The sequence below is a fragment of the uncultured Hyphomicrobium sp. genome (assembly GCF_902826555.1).
In the GTDB taxonomy this organism is placed as follows: domain Bacteria; phylum Pseudomonadota; class Alphaproteobacteria; order Rhizobiales; family Hyphomicrobiaceae; genus Hyphomicrobium_C.
Genome location: NZ_CADEFI010000010.1, coordinates 58,056 through 77,873, shown reverse-complemented (window position 1 = coordinate 77,873; position 19,818 = coordinate 58,056). Strand labels below are relative to the sequence as shown.

Here is a 19,818-nt window from a genome sequence, read left to right as displayed (position 1 = left end):
GAAGGTCATTTGGCTGCTCTCCTTAGCGTTTGATGACGCGGCGCAAGTGAACTCGAAATCACCGCGGCGGCGCAGGATCGCGTCGCAGCCTCATCAAGCCGCGATCCGCCACAAGGGTCAAATAACAAGAAATGAGAAGCATTCAATCGGTTTGGCATTAGCGGCGTTATATGAGAGGGCCGATCGCGCCGGATGTGAACAGCATCAACGGCAACGCGTTGGCGGCTGCCTTGGGTAGTCGTCGCAACCGCCCGCAGCCCCCAGTTTGCGCGGGCTTTCTTTGCATCGGCGAGAACGCGCGAAGCCGAAATGGCGCCATCCGTCAGGAGAGGAAATTTATGCTCCGTTTGGCTCCGCGGCGCGATTCAATGCGCCAATATGTTCGGCAAGGGTGTTCATAAGCTCAGCATTTCTTCTTCGTTCGTCGCTGCGCAGGCCCCGCTTAGGTTGCCGGCTCGGTTAAGCCTACCAAAGAGGATTCCTACCATGTCGATTGTCCGTTTCACCCGTCGCGCCGCGCTCGCGGTTGGCCTTTCGGTCAGCCTCGCCGGTCTTTCGGCTGCGGCTTACGCGGCCGAGCTTTTGAACGTGTCCTACGATCCGACGCGCGAGCTTTATCAGGAGTTCAACGCTGCGTTCGCCAAGCACTGGAAGGCGACCGCAGGCGAAGACGTCACCATCAAGCAATCGCACGGCGGCTCGGGCAAGCAGGCCCGCGCGGTCATCGATGGTCTCGAAGCAGACGTCGTGACGCTCGCGCTGGCTGGCGACGTCGACCAGCTCGCCACGAAGGGCAGCCTGATCCCGGCCGATTGGCAGAAGCGCCTCCCGGACAACTCCGCTCCCTACACGTCGACCATCGTGTTCCTCGTCCGCAAGGGCAACCCCAAGGGCATCAAGGATTGGGCTGATCTCGGCAAGGAAGGCGTCGAGGTCGTGACGCCGAACCCGAAGACCTCGGGTGGCGCGCGCTGGAACTATCTTGCTGCTTGGGGCTATGCGCTGAAGCAGGACGGCGGCAGCGAAGAGAAGGCGAAAGATCTCGTCACCAAGATCTACAAGAACACCAAGGTGCTTGATTCGGGCGCTCGCGGCTCGCTCACCACCTTCACCGAGCGTGGCATCGGCGACATCCTCATCTCGTGGGAGAACGAGGCCTATCTCGCGACCAAAGAGCTTGGTCCCGACAAGTTCGAGATCGTGACGCCGACGGTGTCGATCCTCGCTGAGCCGTCTGTCACCGTTGTTGACAAGGTTGTCGACAAGAAGGGCACGCGCAAGCTCGCCGAGGCTTACCTGAACTATCTCTACACGCCGGAAGGCCAGGACATCGCCGGCAAGCATTACTATCGCCCGCGCGATGCCAAGGCTGCTGAGAAGTACAAGGCTCAGTTCTCGCCCGTGAAGCTGTTCACCATCGACGAAGTGTTCGGTGGCTGGACGAAGGCGACCGAAGTCCACTTCAAGGACGGCGGCGTGTTCGACCAGATCTACAGCTCCAAGAGCTAACTCACACAGAGAGCATCGCCGCCTCCGGAGACCTTTTCTCCTGAGGAGCCGGAGGCGGCGATGGATTTTCAGGTTCCCACGGAGACGAGACCCATGACCGGCTTGATGCTTGCGACAGCAGCTGCTGCGGTCTTGGCCGTCTCCACGGCATGGTGGGTGATCGCGCTCGCGCCGTCACGTCTGGCCGCGGCATCGCGTTCCGCCACCCCCCGTCCTGCAAAGCCCGCCGCGGATCTCTGTTGAAGCTCTCGAAATGAGCTCCACCGACATCCGATATTTGACAGCTTTGCAAGGATCGCCATCATGGCCACGACACTCATCATTCCGGGTTTGAATTCCAGCGGCTCCGCCCATTGGCAGACTTGGTTCGAATCCCAGATTCCCGACGCCGTCCGTGTCATCCAGGCCGACTGGAAGCGCGCCAATCTCGCCGAATGGTCGAGCCGCGTGCGCCGCGACATCTCGCGCAATCCAGGCCCCATCTTGATCGCCGCCCACAGCTTCGGCGCGCTCGCCGCTGTTCAGGCGGCCGAGGACTATCGCGAGCGTATTGTGGGCGCGCTGCTCGTTGCCCCGGCCGATCCCGAAAAATTCGGCGTGACCGACCTGCTTCCTGCCGGGCGCCTCGGCTTCCCGGCAACGATCGTCGCCTCGTCGAACGACCCATGGCTGTCCATCGAGCGCGCCGTCGCGCTCGCAATTCGATGGGGCGCCAATCTGGTGGATGTCGGCGAAGCCGGGCACATTAACGCCGACTCCGGCTACGGGCCTTGGCCCTTCGGGCTTGTGCTGCTGCAGCACATCAGCGGGCGCAATGTGGCGGCGGAGCGGACGGCACATGTCGAAGGCCGGACGATCGTTGGATTCCTTGAGCGTCCTTCGGCTGCCGCCTGATTCTACGGCGAGTGGCTGCTTCTCAGAAGCGAGCAATTTTTTGCCCCTGCGCGCCATGCGTGCGGGGGCTTTTTAGTACACGATTGCGGATGACGTGCGTGGCTTTGTGCTCAGTTTGCGTAGCGCCGCAGCCACATCATGACGGGATTGCGAGTATTGAGTGCGCATCGCACTTGAGTTCCGGCGCATGAATCGCGAAAATGTATGTAAATTCAATGTGTTATTGCAGATGCACGTCTAACATAACGGAGAAGTTTGATGGTTGGTGTTGGGGTATGGATGGGACGTCGGCAGTGGGTCGCTGTCGCCGCCGGTTTGCTCGCCTTGGCAGGGGCCGTGCCGTCGAGCGCGGCGGATCTGGGCGGCAACTGCTGCGCCGATCTCGAGGAGCGCATCGCGGAGCTCGAGGCGACGACCGCCCGCAAAGGCAACCGGAAAGTCTCGCTCGAGGTCTACGGTCAGGTGAACGAGTCGATCATCTATTGGGACGATGGCGTCGAGGACAACGCCTACGTCGTCACCAATGACAACTCGCGCACGCGGTTTGGTTTTCGCGGCAAGGCGAAGATCAATTCGGATTTCGAAGCCGGCTACCGCATAGAGATCGGCATCCGCACCGCGAACTCGAAGCGCTTTACGCAGGACAACGACGAGGGTGATGGCAACCCTACCGACGTTGGATTCGATCTGCGCGACAGCTATTGGTATCTAAAAAGCAAAACTTATGGCGGTGTGTCCGTCGGCCAGCAGGCGGACGCGACAGACGCCATCACCGAAACCAACCTGACGCAGACCAAGGACTTCTCCAAGTATTCGGACGTCGAGGATACCGGCCTCGGTCTCTTCCTCCGCTCGACCGATGGCGGCCTTTCGGCTCGCAGCTATCGCAATTTGTTGGGTGACTCTGGCGACCAGCCAGGTGATGGCGATCGCCGCCAAAACACCGTGAAATACGAGAGCCCGACGTTCGCAGGATTCACCGCGTCTGCGTCCTGGGGCGAGGATGATGTCTGGGATATCGCGCTCAGATATGCTGGAGAGTTCGCCGGGTTTAAGCTGGCGGCTGGTATCGGTTACGGCAAGATCACTGATGGCCCGGAAACAAAGATCGAGTGCCCGTCGCGCGGCGGCGGCGCGCCTCATGACGAGGATTGCCAGCAAGTCGGCGGCTCGATCAGCATCATCCATGAGGCGACGGGTATCTTCGTGAACTTCGGCGCCGGCCAAAAGAAGGACGACGTGCTGTCTGGCGCCGAGATTTTTGTCGGCACCAATCCCGACGACAAGGACGCGTTCTGGGCCGTGCAGGCCGGTATCGAGAAGAAGTTCAACTCCCTCGGCAAGACGACCATCTACGGCGAATACTTCGATTACGAGGGCAGCTCGCAGAATCGCACGCTTGCCGACGACGATGCCGTCAATCCGTTCGCGCCCGGCTCGAGAGCCGCCATCTGGGATACGGGCTTGACTGTCTATGGTGCTGGCATCGCCCAAGGCATCGATGCTGCGGCAATGGTGCTCTACCTCTCGTATCGCCACGTCGAGGCCGACCTGACTGTGCGTGAAGTCGTGGGTGGCGTTGCCACAGGGCCCATCGCAGACGCGCCCATCGAGGATCTGGACCTCGTGCAGGCCGGTGCGGTCATCAAGTTCTGACCTCGGCCTTCTCCCGAGATCATGAAACGGAAAGGGCTGCCCCAGGGCAGCCCTTTTTCGTGAGCCGCTGCAGCAAGATGGCGCCTCCGTCGGCGTCTATGCGTCCGCGTTCATAAGATCATCATTTCTTCTTCGTTCGTTCGCTTAACGCACGCCGCTACATTGGTCGGCATGAAAACGATTGCAGCGATCCCGATCTCCATGCCCAGAGCAGAACCCGACGAAAGTGAGGTCGGGAACGACCGCGCCTCTGAAGCCACCGCGCGCGATGTTCCCGCCATCGTCGGTTCCAATCTCCGCCGCCTGCGTAAGGCCCAGGGTTTCTCGCTTGAGCGCCTTGCGGAGCTGTCGGGCGTCAGCCGCGCCATGCTGGGCCAGATCGAGACAGCCAAGAGCGCGCCGACCGTGAGCCTCCTGTGGCGCGTGGCGGACGCACTCGGCGTTCCGGTTGCCACTCTCGTGGCGACCGAGAGCGAGCCGAGTGTCGTCGTCATCCATCGCGATCGCGCGAGCGTCCTCGTTGCAAGCGAAGGCCGCTACGCAAGCCGGAGTTTGTCGCCGGGACACCGCCAGCGCTCGACCGGCTTCTTCGAACTCACCTTCGCGGCCAGCCACCGCGAAAGCTTTCCGGCCGCCGACATCGGCACCCGGCACAACCTGGTCGTGTCGGCCGGACGTCTTGCCGTGACCGTCGGGAGCGAGGCCTCCGTGATCCTGGACGAAGGCGACGCCATCACCTTCGAGGCGTCTAACGTCTATGTCATTGAAAACACAGGCCCCGCGCTGGCAAGGGCCTACCTCGTCGTCACCACGCCGAGCGCATGAAGGGGCAAGCCCCTAATCCAAGAAATTGAATAAGCATCCAAGTTCTTCTTCGTTTTAGTTCTAAAGACCGGCCCCTAGGGTGCCGTGTAGAGTTCGGGGGGCACACCTTGTCATCGAAACAGATCCACGTCGAAAAGCTCATCTCCTGGACGGCTTTGCTGTGTTCTGTCTCCGTGATTGTCGCTCTGACGATCGCACACTGAGCGGGACGCGCTTCGATGGCTTACACACGCGCTCGCAGAGTTTTGCCGGGATTCGGGCTGTCGCTCGGATTTACCCTCGCTTACCTGTCGCTCATCGTCCTGATCCCGCTCTCTGCTGTCTTCATCAAGGCGGCCGGCGCGGGCTGGGAGAGGTTTGTCGAAACCGTCACCAGTCCACGTGTTATCGCCTCATTCGAGTTGAGCTTTGGCGCCTCGCTGCTCGCGGCAGCCATCAATGTCGTTTTTGGGCTGATGCTGGCCTGGGGCCTCGTGCGCTACACGTTCCCGGGCAAGAAACTGGTCGACGCCTTGATCGATCTGCCGTTTGCCTTGCCAACGGCGGTCGCTGGCATCTCGCTGACGGCGATCTATGCCAAGAACGGCTGGCTCGGTCAGCCGCTGTCTCTGTTCGGCATCGAGGTCGCCTTCAAACCGCTCGGCGTGCTCGTCGCCCTGGTATTCATCGGCCTGCCGTTCATCGTTCGCACCGTACAGCCCATCCTCGAGGATCTCGACGCGGAGTTTGAAGAGGCGGCCGCGAGCCTTGGCGCCAGCCGCCTGCAGACCTTTCGTCGCGTGGTGTTCCCCGCGATCGTGCCCGCGCTCCTGACGGGGTTTGCACTCGCATTTGCTCGCGCCGTTGGCGAGTACGGGTCGGTGATCTTCATCGCCGGCAACATTCCGCTCGTATCCGAAATTACCCCGCTGATGATCATCACCAAGCTCGAGCAGTACGACTATGAAGGCGCCACCGCCGTCGCGTCCGTGATGCTGATCGTTTCGTTCATTCTTCTGCTCATCATCAATGGCCTGCAGGCGTGGACCGCACGGCGTTCGGGGAGATCAGCCTGATGGCCGGAGCTGCTGCACATCTTGCGCCCCATTCGGGTTCGGCGACCAGGTTCGAAGCCAATCTCGCAACCCGCGACACGGCCTGGGTGAAGGTCGCCGTTCTCGGCATCGGGCTCACGTACTTCGCCGTGTTCCTGCTTCTACCGCTCGTCGCCGTCTTCGTTGAAGCCTTCCGCAAGGGGTGGGAAGCCTATCTCGCCGCACTTGTGGAGCCCGATGCGCTATCGGCAATCAAGCTCACGCTGATCGCGGCGGCGATTTCGGTGCCGCTCAACATCGTCTTCGGCGTCTCGGCGGCCTGGGCTATTGCCAAGTTCGACTTCCCCGGCAAGCACTTGCTGATCACGTTCATCGATTTGCCGTTCTCGGTCTCTCCCGTCGTCGCGGGTTTGATCTACGTCCTGATCTTCGGAGCCCAGGGCTGGTTCGGCACCTGGCTCAGCGATAACGACATCAAAGTCATCTTCGCCGTGCCGGGCATCGTGCTTGCCACCATCTTCGTGACCTTCCCGTTTGTTGCCCGCGAGCTGATCCCGCTGATGCAGGCGCAGGGCAGGGACGAGGAAGAGGCGGCCATCACGCTCGGTGCCTCCGGTTGGCAGACGTTCTGGCGCGTGACGCTTCCCAACGTCAAATGGGGCCTTCTCTACGGCGTCATCTTGTGCAACGCGCGCGCCATGGGCGAGTTCGGCGCCGTGTCCGTCGTCTCCGGTCATATCCGGGGTGAGACGAATACCATGCCGCTGCATGTCGAGATTCTCTACAATGAGTACCAGTTCGCGGCCGCCTTCGCTGTGGCGTCGTTGCTCGCGCTTCTGGCACTCGTAACGCTGAGCATCAAAACCTACATTGAGTGGCGGGCGGGCTTGAGCACGTCCGAGGAGAAGACGTTATGAGCATCGAGGTCCGCAACATCTCGAAGTCGTTCGGCGCGTTCAAAGCGCTGGACAACATCACCCTGGACTTGCCGCGCGGCGAGCTCATCGCTCTCCTCGGTCCGTCGGGCTGCGGAAAGACCACGCTTCTGCGCATCATTGCCGGCCTCGAGCATGCCGACCGGGGAGCGGTCATCCTTTCGGGTCAGGATGCCTCCGACAAGCATGTCCGCGAACGCCACGTCGGCTTCGTCTTCCAGCACTACGCGCTGTTTCGGCACATGACCGTGTTCGAGAACGTCGCCTTCGGCCTGCGCGTCAAGCCGCGATCCGAGCGTCCGCCGGAGAAGGTAATCCGCGAGCGTGTGCACCGTCTGCTCGAGCTGGTGCAGCTTGACTGGCTGTCCGATCGTTTCCCCTCGCAACTGTCCGGCGGGCAGCGCCAGCGCATCGCACTTGCCCGCGCGCTCGCCGTCGAGCCGCAGGTGCTGCTTCTCGACGAGCCGTTCGGCGCCCTTGACGCCAAGGTGCGCAAAGAGCTTCGGCGTTGGCTGCGCCGTCTCCACGACGAGCTGCATATCTCGTCGGTGTTCGTCACGCACGACCAGGAAGAGGCACTCGAGGTCGCGGACCGCATCGTGCTCATGAACAAGGGACGCATCGAGCAGATCGGCTCGCCGCGTGAGATCTACAACGAGCCCGCAACCTCGTTTGCCTACGGCTTCATCGGCACCGTGAACGAGTTCCGGGGGCGGGTCGAAGGAAGCTATGTGCGTGTTGGCAACGACCTCCTTCCGCACGGACGCACGGATCTCAGCGATGGCAGCTCCGTGGTTGCGTTCGCTCGTCCGCATGACACGGAAATCGTCAAAGGCGAGGGTGGCGAGGGCGTTGCAGCGCGTGTAAACAGGATCCTCACCAACGGTGCCATCACCCGCGTCGAGCTGCTTGCCAACGGCGAGGCCCGCGAGGGAAAGAAGGACTATTTCGAGGTCGAGGTCACGCCGGACGACTTGGTTGCGCTTGGCCTCTCGACTGGAGAGCGTGTTCGCATCAAGAGCAAGCGCCTGAGCTTGTTCGGGGACCAGAAGTAAGTCACGTCTGGCGAGACATGCAGGGGATGATGGTGGTGAGCTTGGAGAAGAACGAGGCGCAGCGAAACCACGCCCGGCTCGTGATGCGGTCCGCATCGTGTCGGTGTTGACGCTCGTCCACGGATCTCCACCGGGCGCCTTGTTGTAGCGCGCCCGCCTCCCTAGTAGCCTTCGTTACGCTGTCTGGCGCGGCCTTCCGTTTCGACCCCTGCACCCCGCGACATGGGCGTACCGTCCTTTTTGGTGAGCCACATCCATGAACTTCCAGCAACTGCGCATCGTCCGCGAGACGGTGAAGCGCAACTTCAATCTTACGGACGTCGCCGCTGCTCTACACACGTCGCAATCCGGCGTCTCGAAGCACATCAAGGACCTCGAGGACGAACTCGGCGTCGAGCTCTTTGTGCGTCGCGGAAAGCGGCTTCTGGGGCTGACCGAGCCCGGTCAGGAGCTGATCTCCATTGTCGAGCGCATTCTGCTCGACACACAAAACATCAAAAAGCTCGGCGAGCAGTTCTCGAACAAGGATCGCGGTCAGCTCATCGTGGCGACCACCCACACCCAGGCGCGCTATGCGCTGCCTCCGGTCGTGACCGAGTTCAAGAAGCACTTTCCAAAGGTCAACCTCGTCCTGCACGAGGCGAGCCCGGGCGAGATCCTCTCCATGCTGCGCAGCGGCCAGGCCGATATCGGCATCGCCACCGAAGCCCTGCAGGATGCGCCGGAGCTTGCCGCGTTCCCCTACTACTCGTGGCATCACGGCGTCATTGTCCCCGCGGGCCATGCGCTGGACACCAAAGATAAGCTGACGCTCGAAGCCCTCGCGGATTGGCCGCTGATCACTTACAGCGAAGGCTTTACGGGTCGTTCCAAGATCGACAGGGCCTTTCAGAAAGCTGGCATCGCGCCGGACATCGTTCTCTCGGCCCTCGATGCGGACGTTATCAAGGCCTACGTCGAGCTGGGCTTGGGCATAGGCATCGTCGCATCGCGCGCCTTCGATCCCGTGCGCGACCCCGGCCTGCGCCTGATCGATGCCGACCACCTGTTCGAGGTCAACGTCTCCCGCGTTGCCATTCGCCGTGGAACCTATCTCCGGGGGTACGCGTTTCGCTTCATCGAGTATTGCTCTCCCAAGCTCACGGAACAGGTCGTGCGCGCTGGCATCGAGACGCCTGCGGAGTAAATGCTCGGTAAGGGAAGAAAATTCCTAGACTCTACGGGAGCTTAGCGGCTGGGGATCAAGAGCGAGCGCGAGATTCAGAATTCGGAGCCTCTTACAACAGGCACGCGGGATGGTGTAAAGATCAGGCCCCCGTCGGCTTGGACGATCCCCAACGGAATGGAACGCTCCTTCTCCCTGCGCCCACCGTGGCCCGTCTCGTTCCTGCTCGCCCTGTCGATCATCGCGCTTGCCGTGCCCCTGCTGGCCTTGCTTGGCATGGAGGCCGCCCGGCTCACCACATCGGAGCGCTCGCGCCTGTTTGGCGAAGCGCGGTTGACCGCCGAGCGCATCGCCGCCGATCTCGACCAGACACTGAACGGCTACGTTGCGGTGCTGGAGTCGCTGGCAACCACCCCTGCGCTCGCCGAGGACGATCTCGCGACGGTGTACCGGCAAGCCCAGGCTGCATTGAGCTCGCGCGGACTGTTCGCCTTTCTGCGTGACACCAACGGCCAGCAGCTCTTCAATACGCGCGTGCCGTTTGGCTCCGATCTTCCGAAGAGCACGGGCTTCGACGACGAGGTCTTCACCGAGAAGAAGCCTTACGTGTCCGACGTCGTCATAGGCGATGTGGCGAAGCGCGCCGTGATGGCCGTGAGCGTGCCCGTGGTTCGCAAGAACAAGCTGCGGTATGTCCTCTCGCTCTCGATCGAGCCGAATCTAATGAAGGAATTGCTAGACCGCCAGAAAACGCCCGCCCAATGGCGAGCGACGATCGTAGACCGCCAGGGCATCGTCATTGCCCGCACTAATTATCATGACAGGTTCGTCGGCAAGCCCCTATCCGACGCCACGCGTGCCGATCGCGTCGAGCAGCCGCTTCAAGGCAAGGATCTGGAGGGGCGGGAGGTGAAGTGGGGCACGGCGCCCTCGAAGGTCGCCGAGTGGACGGTTTACGTGTCCGTCCCCACCGCAATGGTCGATGCAGCGGCCCGCGACGCGCTTCTCAGCTACGTGCTCATCGTCGCCGCATTCACATGCGTCGGCCTCGCGGGAGCCGTTGGCGTCGCGCGCGTCATCACGCAACCCCTCGATATGGCGGAAAGTGCCGCCAAAGCGCTCGGCGAAGGTCGCGCGGTGAGCTTTGAGCCGACCGTCGTCGCCGAGGCCAACGCCATCGGCACCGCGCTCGTCGAGGCCGCCGAGCTGCGCGCGCAGGCCGAGCAGCAGATCCTGCTTCTGATGCGCGAGGTCAACCATCGCTCGAAGAACATGCTGGCGGTTGTGCAGGCCATCGCGCGGCAGATGCCCTCGAACGATCCCAAGCAGTTCGTGCGCCAATTTTCCGATCGCATCGTCGGCCTCGCAGCCAGCCAGGATCTGCTCATCGAAAGCAACTGGCAGGGGGTTCGCGTCGCCGATCTCGTTCGCTCTCAGCTTGCGCTGTTCAGGGAGCTGATCGGGACGCGCATCGAGATTTCGGGCCCTCCGATCCGTCTTCAGCCGCCCGCTGCTCAGGCCATCGGCATGGCGCTCCACGAGCTTGTGACCAACGCCAGCAAATACGGTGCGCTCTCGGACGAGAATGGCAAGGTGCAGGTGTCTTGGACCATGCGCGGCTCGGGCGAGGCGCGGGAGTTCGTCCTTCAATGGACCGAAGAGGACGGACCGCCGGTCAAACCGCCGGAGCGGCGCGGCTTCGGATATACGATCATGGTCGCCATGGTCGAGAAGTCGCTCGACGCCAAAGTCACGGTCGACTACGCGCCAGGCGGTTTGATGTGGAAGGTCGAGGCGCCGGCGCGATGCACCTACGACGGCCCTGAGACGGCCGGCGGCCCTGCCAAGCGCAAGGGGGCCTGACGCCGCTCGGCACCCTTTACGCCCCGCTATTTGCAGATGCGCTTGAGCCCGTCGCCGCCGTGACGCGCCAGATCGACGTGGAAATGATCGTTATGCGCGCGGTCGTGGTTTGGCCCGAGCACCGTCGTGAACCATTGGCAGGCGCCGCGATGCACGGTGCGCAGGAAGGCCTGCTCCGCCTCGCTGCCGTTCCAGCCGCGTTTGACGCTGATTTTGCGCCCGTCCGCCAACGTGAAGCCCGAGACGTCGAGTGCGTTGGCATAGCCGTGCTCGGACAGCTTGGCACCGGACACGTGGTTCATCGGCCGGCATGAATAAGACCCGGCAATCGAGACCTCGACCACCTCCGACCGGAAATAGTAGCCCGCCGCCGGGCTCACGGTTTCGCGGATCCAGCGCTCGACCTGGGGCACCATCGGGCATCGGAGCAGCGCCGCGGGCTTGAGACGGACACGCCCGTCGTTGACGGCCGAAAGCTCATAGGGGCGCTCGGTCCCGCAGACGCTGGGGCCACCGAGAGCCGAACGGCTGGCGATGAAGGTCGTGTGTGCGAGAACGCCGGAGGCGATGCAGGAATTCTCTTCACTCGCCCGCCAAGGCTCGAGCTTGGCGACGAAATTCGGTCCGGAGCTGCATCCGGAGATCAGAGCCGGTATGAGAGCCGGCAATACCAGAACGCGACTGAGACGCATGACGTCGGGACAGTAGGCCGATTAGGGATAACGAACCGTAAATGTCCCATCCTCCCGGCAAATCCCTTCGCAGATATTCGCGGCTCTTTCCGGCCGGGCCTGCGGCGGCTCTTAGGCCGGACCGTGATTGTTTCGGGCCCTATCAGCCCGAAACGTGAATCATCGGTCCAGGAAAGACCATGATCGTTTCGGGTCCGAGCGCTCCGATCGTCGCGTCTCCTATCGGACGCGGCGTGAATCGGCAGCGCAGGAAAAAGCTCCGATCGTCGCGTCTCCTATCGGACGCGGCGTGAATCGGCAGCGCAGGAAAAAGCTCCGATCGTCGCGTCTCCTATCGGACGCGGCGTGAATCGTCCCGCTCAGGGTGCGTCGGTTTTCGGCAACGAAATCGCCGTTATCCACAGAGAAAAGATAATGCGGGGATGAATCGGCGGTCCAACTGTTTGGGTGTTTGCTACAATCTGAATGTCCGTTGTGTGCGGCGCTGATCGGGTCTGGCGTCAAGCATCCCTCCCTCTCAGAGGATGCGCCGGGCCTGCAAAGACGGGCACTGTATGCGTAGGCGTCGAACCCTTTTCGTGCGTCGAGGCCCCGGCCCGTAGACAGAGCTGCTCGCTCGGCATCCCCCACGATGTTCCCTCGACGAGCACCCCCTGTCTGACCGGGGCCTTGTGACTCTCCCCGCCTTTCGACAGCAGGTTCAGAGGCGATGGCGGGCAAGGAACGCCAGCGTCGCCGCTTTGAATGTGCGGTCGCCAACCGCCTTCATGTGCTCGCGCCCCTCGATCACGTACGCTTCCGCGCCCGGGATGAGCGCTGCCAGATCGGGCGCCGGCCCGCCGACCACGTCATGCTCGCCGACGGCGACCAGCACCGGGGGTTTGAGCGTCGCGACCGCCTCCGCGGTAATCGGCGCGCGCGCCGACCGGATACAAGCTGCAAGTGCCCTGAGGTCGCTTTTGGTCTGCTCGGCGAAGACCCGGAACGTACGCGCCGCCTGATTCTTCACGTCCTCGACGCTTGCCGCCTCGAGCGCATGCGCAATCGGTCCGGTTCCGGCCATGCCGCGCACCATATTGATGCCGAGCCCGCCGAAAACCAGGCTTTGCACGCGGTCCGGATGCGCGAGCGCCAGGAACGCCGCGATGCGCGCGCCCATCGAATAGCCGATCACGTGCGCGCGCGGGATTTCGAGATGATCGAGCAATCGTCGTGCATCCTCGGCCATCAGCGGAGCGCCATAGTCCTCGATGCCGTAAAGCTTGTCGCTCCGCCCATGCCCCCTGTTGTCGAGCGCGATCACGCGATATCCGGCGGCCACGAGGTCGGCGACCCAGCCCGAGTCGACCCAGTTGACGGTCGAGTTGGAGGCGAAGCCGTGGATGAGCAGCACCGGCTCCGCGTCCGGGCTCGCCGGCGCCTCGTCGAGGTAGGCGATTGTCACGCCGTCCGAATCGAAGGTTTTCATCTGTGGGCGTGGACGCATCGTGAAGCACTCGTGTCAGCGGGATTAGAGTTTTGCGCAACTCGCGCGCATGGACTGCAGCGCAAGGTGGCAGCGAACACCACTCGGTTACAATGTCCGCGCGCAAGACAAAAGCCTCTGTTAAGGATCCAGCGCACGGACGTTTTTCCTGGCCTATCATTTCGCGTCGTGCGCGGCTATGTTGAGCCTCGTTTTTGAGCCGACAATGATTTGAACGAGACGAAAGAAATTCCATGGCCAAGGTCACGACGCCCCATTTTGCCAACGACGTCGGAGCCGAGAAGATCTTCGTCGGCGTCAGGGAGCTGCAGTGCATGGGGGCACGCGCGCCCTACGATCATCCGCACGTGTTTCTCGATATGGGGGCCGACAGCCAGATTTTGTGCCCCTATTGCTCCACGCTCTACGTCCATGACCCGCGTCTTCTCGAGAACGAGAGCGATCCCCGGGATTGCCTCGTATCGTTGGCGGGCGAGGCTACGGCCTAGCACGGCATCGGCGGCGTTACATGACATCAGCTCCGGTGGCTCCGAGCGGAAACCTCGAAAAGATCCTCATTGTAGGCGGTGGCATCGGCGGCCTCGCGGCGGCCTTGGCGCTTGCCCGGCGAGGCATTGCCTCGTGCGTGCTCGAGCGCCGGTTGATCTTCGGCGAGGACGGTGCCGGCATTCAGATCGGCCCCAACGGGACGCGCATCCTTGAAGAGCTTGGCGCCGCGTCATTCCTCAAGGCGCGAGTGACGGCACCGGATGCGCTGCGAATTCTCGACGCCAACACGGCGCGTCCCATTGGCACGCTCCCTCTCGGCCGCTGGATCGCGCAGCGTCACGGTTCGCCCTACTGGGTGGCGCACCGGCGCGACCTGCACAATGCCCTGCTCTCGACGGCTGAGCGCGAACCCCTGATCCAGATCCGCATGGGCTTCGACGTCACCGACGTGCATGACGACGCCGACACCGTGACGGCGACATCGGCCCAGAACGACCGCGCGCGCGGCGACGCGCTGATCGTCGCGGATGGCGCGTGGTCTGGTCTTCGCACCGGACATTTCAAAGGCGCGGCGCCGTCATACACGGGAAAGTGTGCCGTGCGCGCCGTCCTGCCCATCGACGACGTGCCCGAGGAGCTGCATCGCACCGAGGTTCACCTGTGGCTCAGCCGCGACGTGCATGTCGTGCACTATCCGGTGAGCGCCGGGCACGCTGTCGCGCTGGTTGCGATTTTCGACGATCATCGGGTCGCACAGGACTGGAGCACGTCCTGCGACGGCGCTTGGGTCTCGGGGCGAACAGCGGGCTTTGCCCCGGTTCTGCGCGAGTTGCTCGACCGGCCCGAGAGCTGGCGCAGATGGTCGCTGATGAAATTGTCGCGTTGGCCGGGGATGGCGGCAGGCCGCACGGCCCTGCTCGGCGACGCCGCTCACCCGGTGCTCCCGTTTCTCGCCCAGGGGGGCGTTTTGGCGCTCGAGGATGCCGTTGTCGTCGCCGACGCGCTGGCCGCATGTCCGACCGATCCCGTCCGTGCCCTCAAAGCCTATGCGCAAGTTCGGGAGTTGCGCGCGCGCCGTGTCGCCAAGGCCTCGCGGACGAATGGCGTCATCTATCATCTGGGTGGCCCCATGGCGGCCGCGCGTAATATCGCGCTCGCCAGTATCGCGCCGGATCGCTTCATGCGCCGTTACGACTGGCTCTACGGCTGGACACCGGACACCGACCGCCTGATGGCGGAGGTCGTGGCACCGCTCACGCGCAACATTCGCGGAGCAGCCGGTTAGGTAACGGGCTAGAGCGAATTGACGAACGCAATCAGTGACGCGCGCTCCTCTGCGGAAAGCGCCGCGTAGGCATCGCGCGCCGCTTGCGCCTCTCCGCCGTGCCACAGAATCGCCTCTTCGGCGTTTCGTGCCCGCCCGTCGTGCAAGAGGAACGTGTGTTCGCTCACGGTCTCGGTGAGTCCGACGCCCCAGAGCGGCGCCGTGCGCCACTCGAGCCCGTTCGCCTGACCTTCGGGCCGGTTGTCGGCCAAGCCCGCGCCCATGTCGTGCAGGAGGAAATCGCTGTAGGGCCAGATGAGCTGCTTGCTGAGGTGCGGCTGCCCAGGTGCCTCGCCGGTCGTGAACGAAGGCGTGTGACAGGCCGCGCAGCCCACCTTGTGAAACAGCGCCTTTCCTGCGAGCACCGCCGCATCGCCCGCGCCGCGCCGCGCCGGCACGGCGAGATTTTCGGAATAGAAGGTGACGAGGTCGAGCAGCTCGGTCGAAAGCTCGTAGCCTCCTTGGCGCTGTGAGTTTCCGTTCGGTGCCGAAAGGCAGGTCGGCTGGGCCTCGGTGCAATCACCGGATGCATAAGGAACCAGCGGGTTGGAAAGACCGATATCGCCGGCTGCAGCGCTGGCGCTCTGGTCGAGAATAGTCGGTTGCCCGGCTTTCCATCCGAACCGGCCGAGCATGACTTTTCCCTGCGACAGCGACCACACCTCGTTGGTGCGTCCTGAAATCCCATCCTTGGTGGAATCATCCGGATCGGCTCCGGCGCGAATGTCCGCCTCGGGGATGGCTTCCACCAGTCCAAGTCCGATCATCTGCGGCGCCACGCGCGGCGACAGCATCACCCCGGGATGCAACGGCCCGTATTTGAGATCGACGACAGAGTAGCTGGGCTTGCGCAGCGTGACGACCGCGCCGCCGGCCAAGGTGACCGGCACATCCGCATAGTCGATGTGCATTTGCCCTTCGCCGTCGTGGCCCTGGATGGCGATGTTCTGCAGTTGCCCCCCGTACGTGGGATCGGGGATGCTGCTCACGCGCCCCTCCGCGAGAAGCTTTTTCTGCTCCGCCGTTTCAGGCGGAATCGAAAGGCGCAGGAACATCGAGACCGCTGTCTCGTCGGGCCAGTTGGCCAAGGGCGGCCGCCCACGCCCGTCCTTCAGGTGGCAGTTCTGGCATCCGCGCGCGTTGTAAAGCGGTCCGAGCCCATCCGAGGCTTGCGTGGAAGAAGGCGCCGCCACCCAGAGCCTGCGGAAGATCGCATTGCCGATTTTGAAGCGTGCTTCGCCCTCGAAGCCGATGCCGTGCGAGAAGTGCGAGAAGGCGTCGCGGTCGGTGACGTTTTCGCGCGAGGTGGCCGTCCCGCCCGGCATCTCCTCGCCCGGCTCGAGCCCGGTGGCGACGTCCACGGCGGGCGCAGCAATGAGAGAGACGGCTCCCGCCGCCAGCGGTACGAAGGCCGCGAACGCAATGGTCCAAAAGGGCAGTCCGGCTTGGCGCGGCATTCTAGAGATCTCGAGCTGAAGACGCGTCCGCTGCGCAGTGCGATCCCATCGCGGTAACATGCGCCGGAGCCAAACCGATTTATCATTTCGAGGCCAGTTAATTCCGCCTGTTTGCGACTTCAAGGACGACGGCGCGTCGCGGATAGCGTTGCGGGCCCCCGCCAGAGGGTTTCGCAGCCGGCAGTGGCATCGACGCAACGCGTCGGTGCCAGATGCGAATCGTTCGCAAAAACCATTGCGGACGCGGATGGTTCATGCGATCTCTTATTAGGAATCATTTGCAACAAGGGGCGGGGACGGCATGGGTATCTCGAAGGCGGCTTGTCGTTTGAGTGGCGCCGTCCTGCTCCTGGCCACATCCGCCGCGGCAGGGGACAAGAGCCGGTATACGCTCATGCATCCGACGCCGGACTCGGAACTCAGGGACATGTCGACGGATCGGCCGGACAAGACCGAGAGCCCCTATACCGTCGACGCAGGTCGCTTTCAGATCGAGACCGATCTCGTGGCCTATACGCACGACAGCACCGACCGTGTGACGACCAGCGCATTTGACGTTTTGCCCTTCAATTTCAAGGTCGGGCTCGCGCACGACACGGACCTGCAGATCGTCTATGGCGCCTACAGCCACGTCCGCACGTCGCACGGCAGCGTCACCCGGGACGAGAATGGCTTCGGCGACGTTACCGTGCGCCTCAAACGCAATATCTGGGGCAACGACGGCGGAAAAACCGCGCTCGGTATCATGCCCTTCGTCAAGCTGCCGACGAATACCGTGTCGAGCCTCGACGATGACGTGGAAGGTGGCGTTATCGTCCCGTTGGCTGTCGATCTCGGACAAGGTATGGGGCTCGGGCTGATGACCGAGGTCGATATCCTCAAGAGCGAGGATGGAAACGGCTATGAGCCGACCTTCGTTAACTCAGCTACCGTTAGCTTCGAGCTGACACAGCGGCTCGGACTCTACGTGGAAGCTTTCGTCGAGCGTAGTGCGGAGAGCGGCGCTGAGACGATCGTTACGATTGACGGCGGCTTCACCTATGCCGTCACCGATCATCTGCAATTGGATGCCGGCGCCAACGTCGGCGTGACGGAAGCCGCCGACGATATCAACGTCTTTGCCGGACTGTCTCAGCGCTTCTGAGACTACTTGCCCGCGCCCACCTTGTCGGGGGCGTCGAGGCTGTCCGAGCCTTCGAACTTGATGCTTTTGAGATCCAGCACGGCGATCGCCCGCTCGAGCTCCTTGGCCTGAGCGATGAGTGCATCGATGCCGGCCTGCACCACGGCGTTGCCTTCGGCATTGTCGAGCCCGATCATCTGATCGTAGTGCTCGACCTTGTCGGCCCGCTCGACCAGCGCCGTCATCTTGGCCATGGTTGCATCCAACGCCGAGCGCACGCGAGCGTCCGTTTCCGGAGACTTGTCCTTGACGAGATCCGAAACGCTCGGTCCCGAGATGACGCTGCCGTCGATGCGCTTGTAGCTTCCGAGGTAGACGTTGCGGATGCCGAGTGCGTCGCCGTAGTGGGAATTGTGTGTGTTGTCCGAGAAGCAGTCGTGCTCCTCCTCCGGGTCGTGGATCATGAGGCCGAGCTTCATGCGCTCGCCCGCCAGCTCTCCATAGGAAAGGCTGCCGAGGCCGGTGAAGATCGCCGTGAGACCGGCCTTTTCGTCTTGCGTGATGATTTTGCGGGCTTCGCCCTGGGCGCCCCACTGTTTCACCATCCAGTCGAGATCCTCGATCAGCATGTCGGTGACGGTCGAGAGATAGGCCGCGCGCCGGTCGCAGTTGCCGTTTGTGCACGCCTTGAGGTCGTAGTCGGTCGCTGGCCGGTTGCCGGCTCCGGGCTCTGTGCCGTTGAGATCCTGGCCCCAAAGCAGGAACTCGATGGCGTGGTAGCCGGTTGCCACGTTCGCCTCGACGCCGCCCGCCTCGTGCAGGCTGCGGATGAGCTTCGCGTCGATCTTCGAGGCGTCGAGAGTTTTGCCGGCGACCTTCAGGGTCGTATTCGCGATCACGTCAGCGGCATAGTACTCGTTTTCCGGGTTGTCGCTTCCGTAGGCCTCGGCGACATAGTCGATCAGGCCCTCGTCGAGCGGCCAGGAATTCACGCGCCCTTCCCAGGAATCGACGACCGGGTTTCCGAACCGGAACGCTTCGGTCTGCATGTAGGGCACGCGCGCTGCGATCCACGCCTTGCGCGCCGCCGCGAGTGTCTCCTCGCTCGGCGACGCGATCAGCGTGTCGATGGCGGCCTTCAGTGTGCGTGCGGATGTGAGGCTGTCACCGTATACGGCTTCCGCCATGTTGCCGTAGGTCGCGAGGACGTCCTTCGTTGCGGGAGCCTCTGCCCGCGCAGGGCCCGCTCCGAAGGTCAAGGCGGCCATCGCCACCGCAAGACAGTTCCGCAGGATGCCTGTGTATGTCTTTGACAAAAAAGGTCTCCTCGGTTGGCAAGCGCGGCCAAAGCGTCTAAACTTATTGACGAAGGCAGTCAAGAATGCGTGTCGATTCCCGGGACAGTTGAGCGTTGCATCCGGAATATCAAGATCAAGCATTTGAAAATGAACGGACAATTTCTTGATGTAGGCTCCAGTTTGGAATTAGTCTAGGTTAGGTTAGAATTGAACGATCAACGCGAGGCCCCAGCAGGGCCGCCAACCGCGGGCAGAGAACTGGACAAACCATGCGCCTGAGCAAAACGACGAACTATGCAATTCGCATCCTGCTCGACTGTGCGGTTGCCGACCCCAATCTCGTGAAGGTCGCAGAGATTTCAGAGCGTCGCGACATCACGCTGCAAAACACCTTTAAGATCGTTCATCTCCTGTCGCGTGCCGGCTTCATTCGCGCCGTGCGCGGCCGCCACGGTGGCGTCCGGCTGGCGCGGCCCGCATCCGAGATTCGCATCGGTGACGTGGTGCGTGCCATGGAGATCTTGAACCTTGAGATCGAGAAGGAGGAAGGCGCGCGCTCTGGCGCACAAGGCCAGCTCGCTGCGCTCGATCAACTTTTCGACAATGCCCTGGGCGCTTTCATCAGCGTGCTCGACGAGCACACCCTCGAGCAGATGATCAAAGCTCAGCGCAAGGAGGCATCGTCTACGGCGCGTCCGAAGGCGAAAGCGCAGCGCCGCACCAAGACCTTGGCGGTGGCCGGAAGCAGCACGCGCCGTCAGCCGGCGGGTCACGGCTGATCCGGTTTCTGTACCTTGGAACTCTTCAAAAGAAACTTTTGAATGATTCCAGTCATATAATGCGTCTTTGGGACACTTGACTCGACGGGCCGAAAGAGGTTGCTTACCGACCTGAGACTGCTTACCTGCAGTCTGTGCACATATCCTTTTCGGGGCCTTGAACCCCGACAATAGGAAGGCCTGATCGATGGTTCTCGCTTTGCACCCTCTGAGGGTGACGCACGCGTTGGGCGT

Annotated in this window: 18 protein-coding genes; 13 read left to right on the top strand and 5 right to left on the bottom strand. The window is 62.7% G+C overall.

Features of this window, described 5'->3' with window-relative positions; all coding sequences use genetic code 11:
• The first annotated feature begins 486 nt into the window (after nt 1-486).
• Complete coding sequence (locus QZV93_RS06875; protein ID WP_295557064.1) at nt 487-1,509, top strand: sulfate ABC transporter substrate-binding protein; 1,023 nt, start codon at nt 487-489, stop codon at nt 1,507-1,509.
• Nucleotides 1,510-1,577: 68 nt separating this feature from the next.
• Here QZV93_RS06875 and QZV93_RS06870 read toward each other — a convergent pair whose 3' ends face one another.
• Nucleotides 1,578-1,715: a hypothetical protein gene (locus QZV93_RS06870; RefSeq protein ID WP_295557063.1), complete on the bottom strand. Its 138-nt coding sequence runs from the start codon at nt 1,713-1,715 to the stop codon at nt 1,578-1,580.
• Between the two features lie 97 nt (nt 1,716-1,812).
• Between QZV93_RS06870 and QZV93_RS06865 the strand changes: the two genes are divergently transcribed.
• The 8 genes from QZV93_RS06865 to QZV93_RS06830 all read left to right on the top strand — a co-directional run bounded on the left by QZV93_RS06865 (nt 1,813) and on the right by QZV93_RS06830 (nt 10,936).
• On the top strand, nt 1,813-2,403 hold the full coding sequence (locus QZV93_RS06865; protein ID WP_295557061.1) for an alpha/beta hydrolase: 591 nt from the start codon (nt 1,813-1,815) through the stop codon (nt 2,401-2,403).
• Between the two features lie 258 nt (nt 2,404-2,661).
• The gene (locus QZV93_RS06860; protein ID WP_295557060.1) at nt 2,662-4,059 is read left to right on the top strand and encodes a porin; all 1,398 of its coding nucleotides are present in this window, start codon (nt 2,662-2,664) and stop codon (nt 4,057-4,059) included.
• A gap of 201 nt (nt 4,060-4,260) precedes the next feature.
• Nucleotides 4,261-4,884, top strand: a complete 624-nt coding sequence (locus tag QZV93_RS06855; protein ID WP_295557058.1) for an XRE family transcriptional regulator — start codon at nt 4,261-4,263, stop codon at nt 4,882-4,884.
• A 218-nt stretch (nt 4,885-5,102) separates the two neighbouring features.
• Nucleotides 5,103-5,939: a sulfate ABC transporter permease subunit CysT gene (cysT, locus tag QZV93_RS06850; RefSeq protein ID WP_295557056.1), complete on the top strand. Its 837-nt coding sequence runs from the start codon at nt 5,103-5,105 to the stop codon at nt 5,937-5,939.
• Entirely contained in the window at nt 5,939-6,835 is an 897-nt protein-coding gene (gene cysW, locus QZV93_RS06845; protein WP_295557054.1) for a sulfate ABC transporter permease subunit CysW, read from the top strand. The genes cysT and cysW overlap by 1 nt, the downstream gene beginning before the upstream one ends.
• Nucleotides 6,832-7,908, top strand: a complete 1,077-nt coding sequence (locus tag QZV93_RS06840) for a sulfate ABC transporter ATP-binding protein (RefSeq protein ID WP_295557052.1) — start codon at nt 6,832-6,834, stop codon at nt 7,906-7,908. Before cysW ends, QZV93_RS06840 begins: the two co-directional genes overlap by 4 nt.
• A 256-nt stretch (nt 7,909-8,164) precedes the next feature.
• Complete coding sequence (locus tag QZV93_RS06835) at nt 8,165-9,094, top strand: CysB family HTH-type transcriptional regulator (protein ID WP_295557051.1); 930 nt, start codon at nt 8,165-8,167, stop codon at nt 9,092-9,094.
• Between the two features lie 156 nt (nt 9,095-9,250).
• Nucleotides 9,251-10,936, top strand: a complete 1,686-nt coding sequence (locus QZV93_RS06830; RefSeq protein WP_295557050.1) for a sensor histidine kinase — start codon at nt 9,251-9,253, stop codon at nt 10,934-10,936.
• A gap of 26 nt (nt 10,937-10,962) precedes the next feature.
• On the opposite strand, the gene QZV93_RS06825 is transcribed toward QZV93_RS06830, so the two are convergent.
• Both QZV93_RS06825 and QZV93_RS06820 read right to left on the bottom strand, forming a co-directional pair.
• A complete protein-coding gene (locus tag QZV93_RS06825) occupies nt 10,963-11,628 on the bottom strand; it encodes an extensin family protein (RefSeq protein ID WP_295557049.1) in 666 nt (221 codons plus the stop codon).
• A 700-nt stretch (nt 11,629-12,328) separates the two neighbouring features.
• Nucleotides 12,329-13,096 (bottom strand): alpha/beta fold hydrolase, encoded by a 768-nt coding sequence (locus QZV93_RS06820; protein ID WP_295557096.1) that lies wholly within the window; start codon nt 13,094-13,096, stop codon nt 12,329-12,331.
• Nucleotides 13,097-13,347: 251 nt separating this feature from the next.
• Here QZV93_RS06820 and QZV93_RS06815 point away from each other — a divergent pair, with 251 nt between their 5' ends.
• Entirely contained in the window at nt 13,348-13,602 is a 255-nt protein-coding gene (locus tag QZV93_RS06815; protein WP_295557047.1) for a zinc-finger domain-containing protein, read from the top strand.
• A gap of 20 nt (nt 13,603-13,622) precedes the next feature.
• Entirely contained in the window at nt 13,623-14,888 is a 1,266-nt protein-coding gene (locus QZV93_RS06810) for an FAD-dependent monooxygenase (protein WP_295557046.1), read from the top strand.
• An 8-nt stretch (nt 14,889-14,896) separates the two neighbouring features.
• On the opposite strand, the gene QZV93_RS06805 is transcribed toward QZV93_RS06810, so the two are convergent.
• Entirely contained in the window at nt 14,897-16,384 is a 1,488-nt protein-coding gene (locus tag QZV93_RS06805; protein ID WP_295557044.1) for a di-heme oxidoredictase family protein, read from the bottom strand.
• A gap of 301 nt (nt 16,385-16,685) precedes the next feature.
• Between QZV93_RS06805 and QZV93_RS06800 the strand changes: the two genes are divergently transcribed.
• Nucleotides 16,686-17,528 (top strand): transporter, encoded by an 843-nt coding sequence (locus QZV93_RS06800; protein ID WP_295557043.1) that lies wholly within the window; start codon nt 16,686-16,688, stop codon nt 17,526-17,528.
• Between the two features lie 2 nt (nt 17,529-17,530).
• Here the strand turns inward: QZV93_RS06800 and QZV93_RS06795 are convergent, their stop codons facing one another.
• The gene (locus QZV93_RS06795) at nt 17,531-18,775 is read right to left on the bottom strand and encodes an imelysin family protein (RefSeq protein WP_295557094.1); all 1,245 of its coding nucleotides are present in this window, start codon (nt 18,773-18,775) and stop codon (nt 17,531-17,533) included.
• A gap of 299 nt (nt 18,776-19,074) precedes the next feature.
• On the opposite strand from QZV93_RS06795, the gene QZV93_RS06790 reads away from it, so the two are divergent.
• A complete protein-coding gene (locus QZV93_RS06790) occupies nt 19,075-19,584 on the top strand; it encodes an Rrf2 family transcriptional regulator (RefSeq protein ID WP_295557041.1) in 510 nt (169 codons plus the stop codon).
• Nucleotides 19,585-19,818 lie beyond the last annotated feature (234 nt).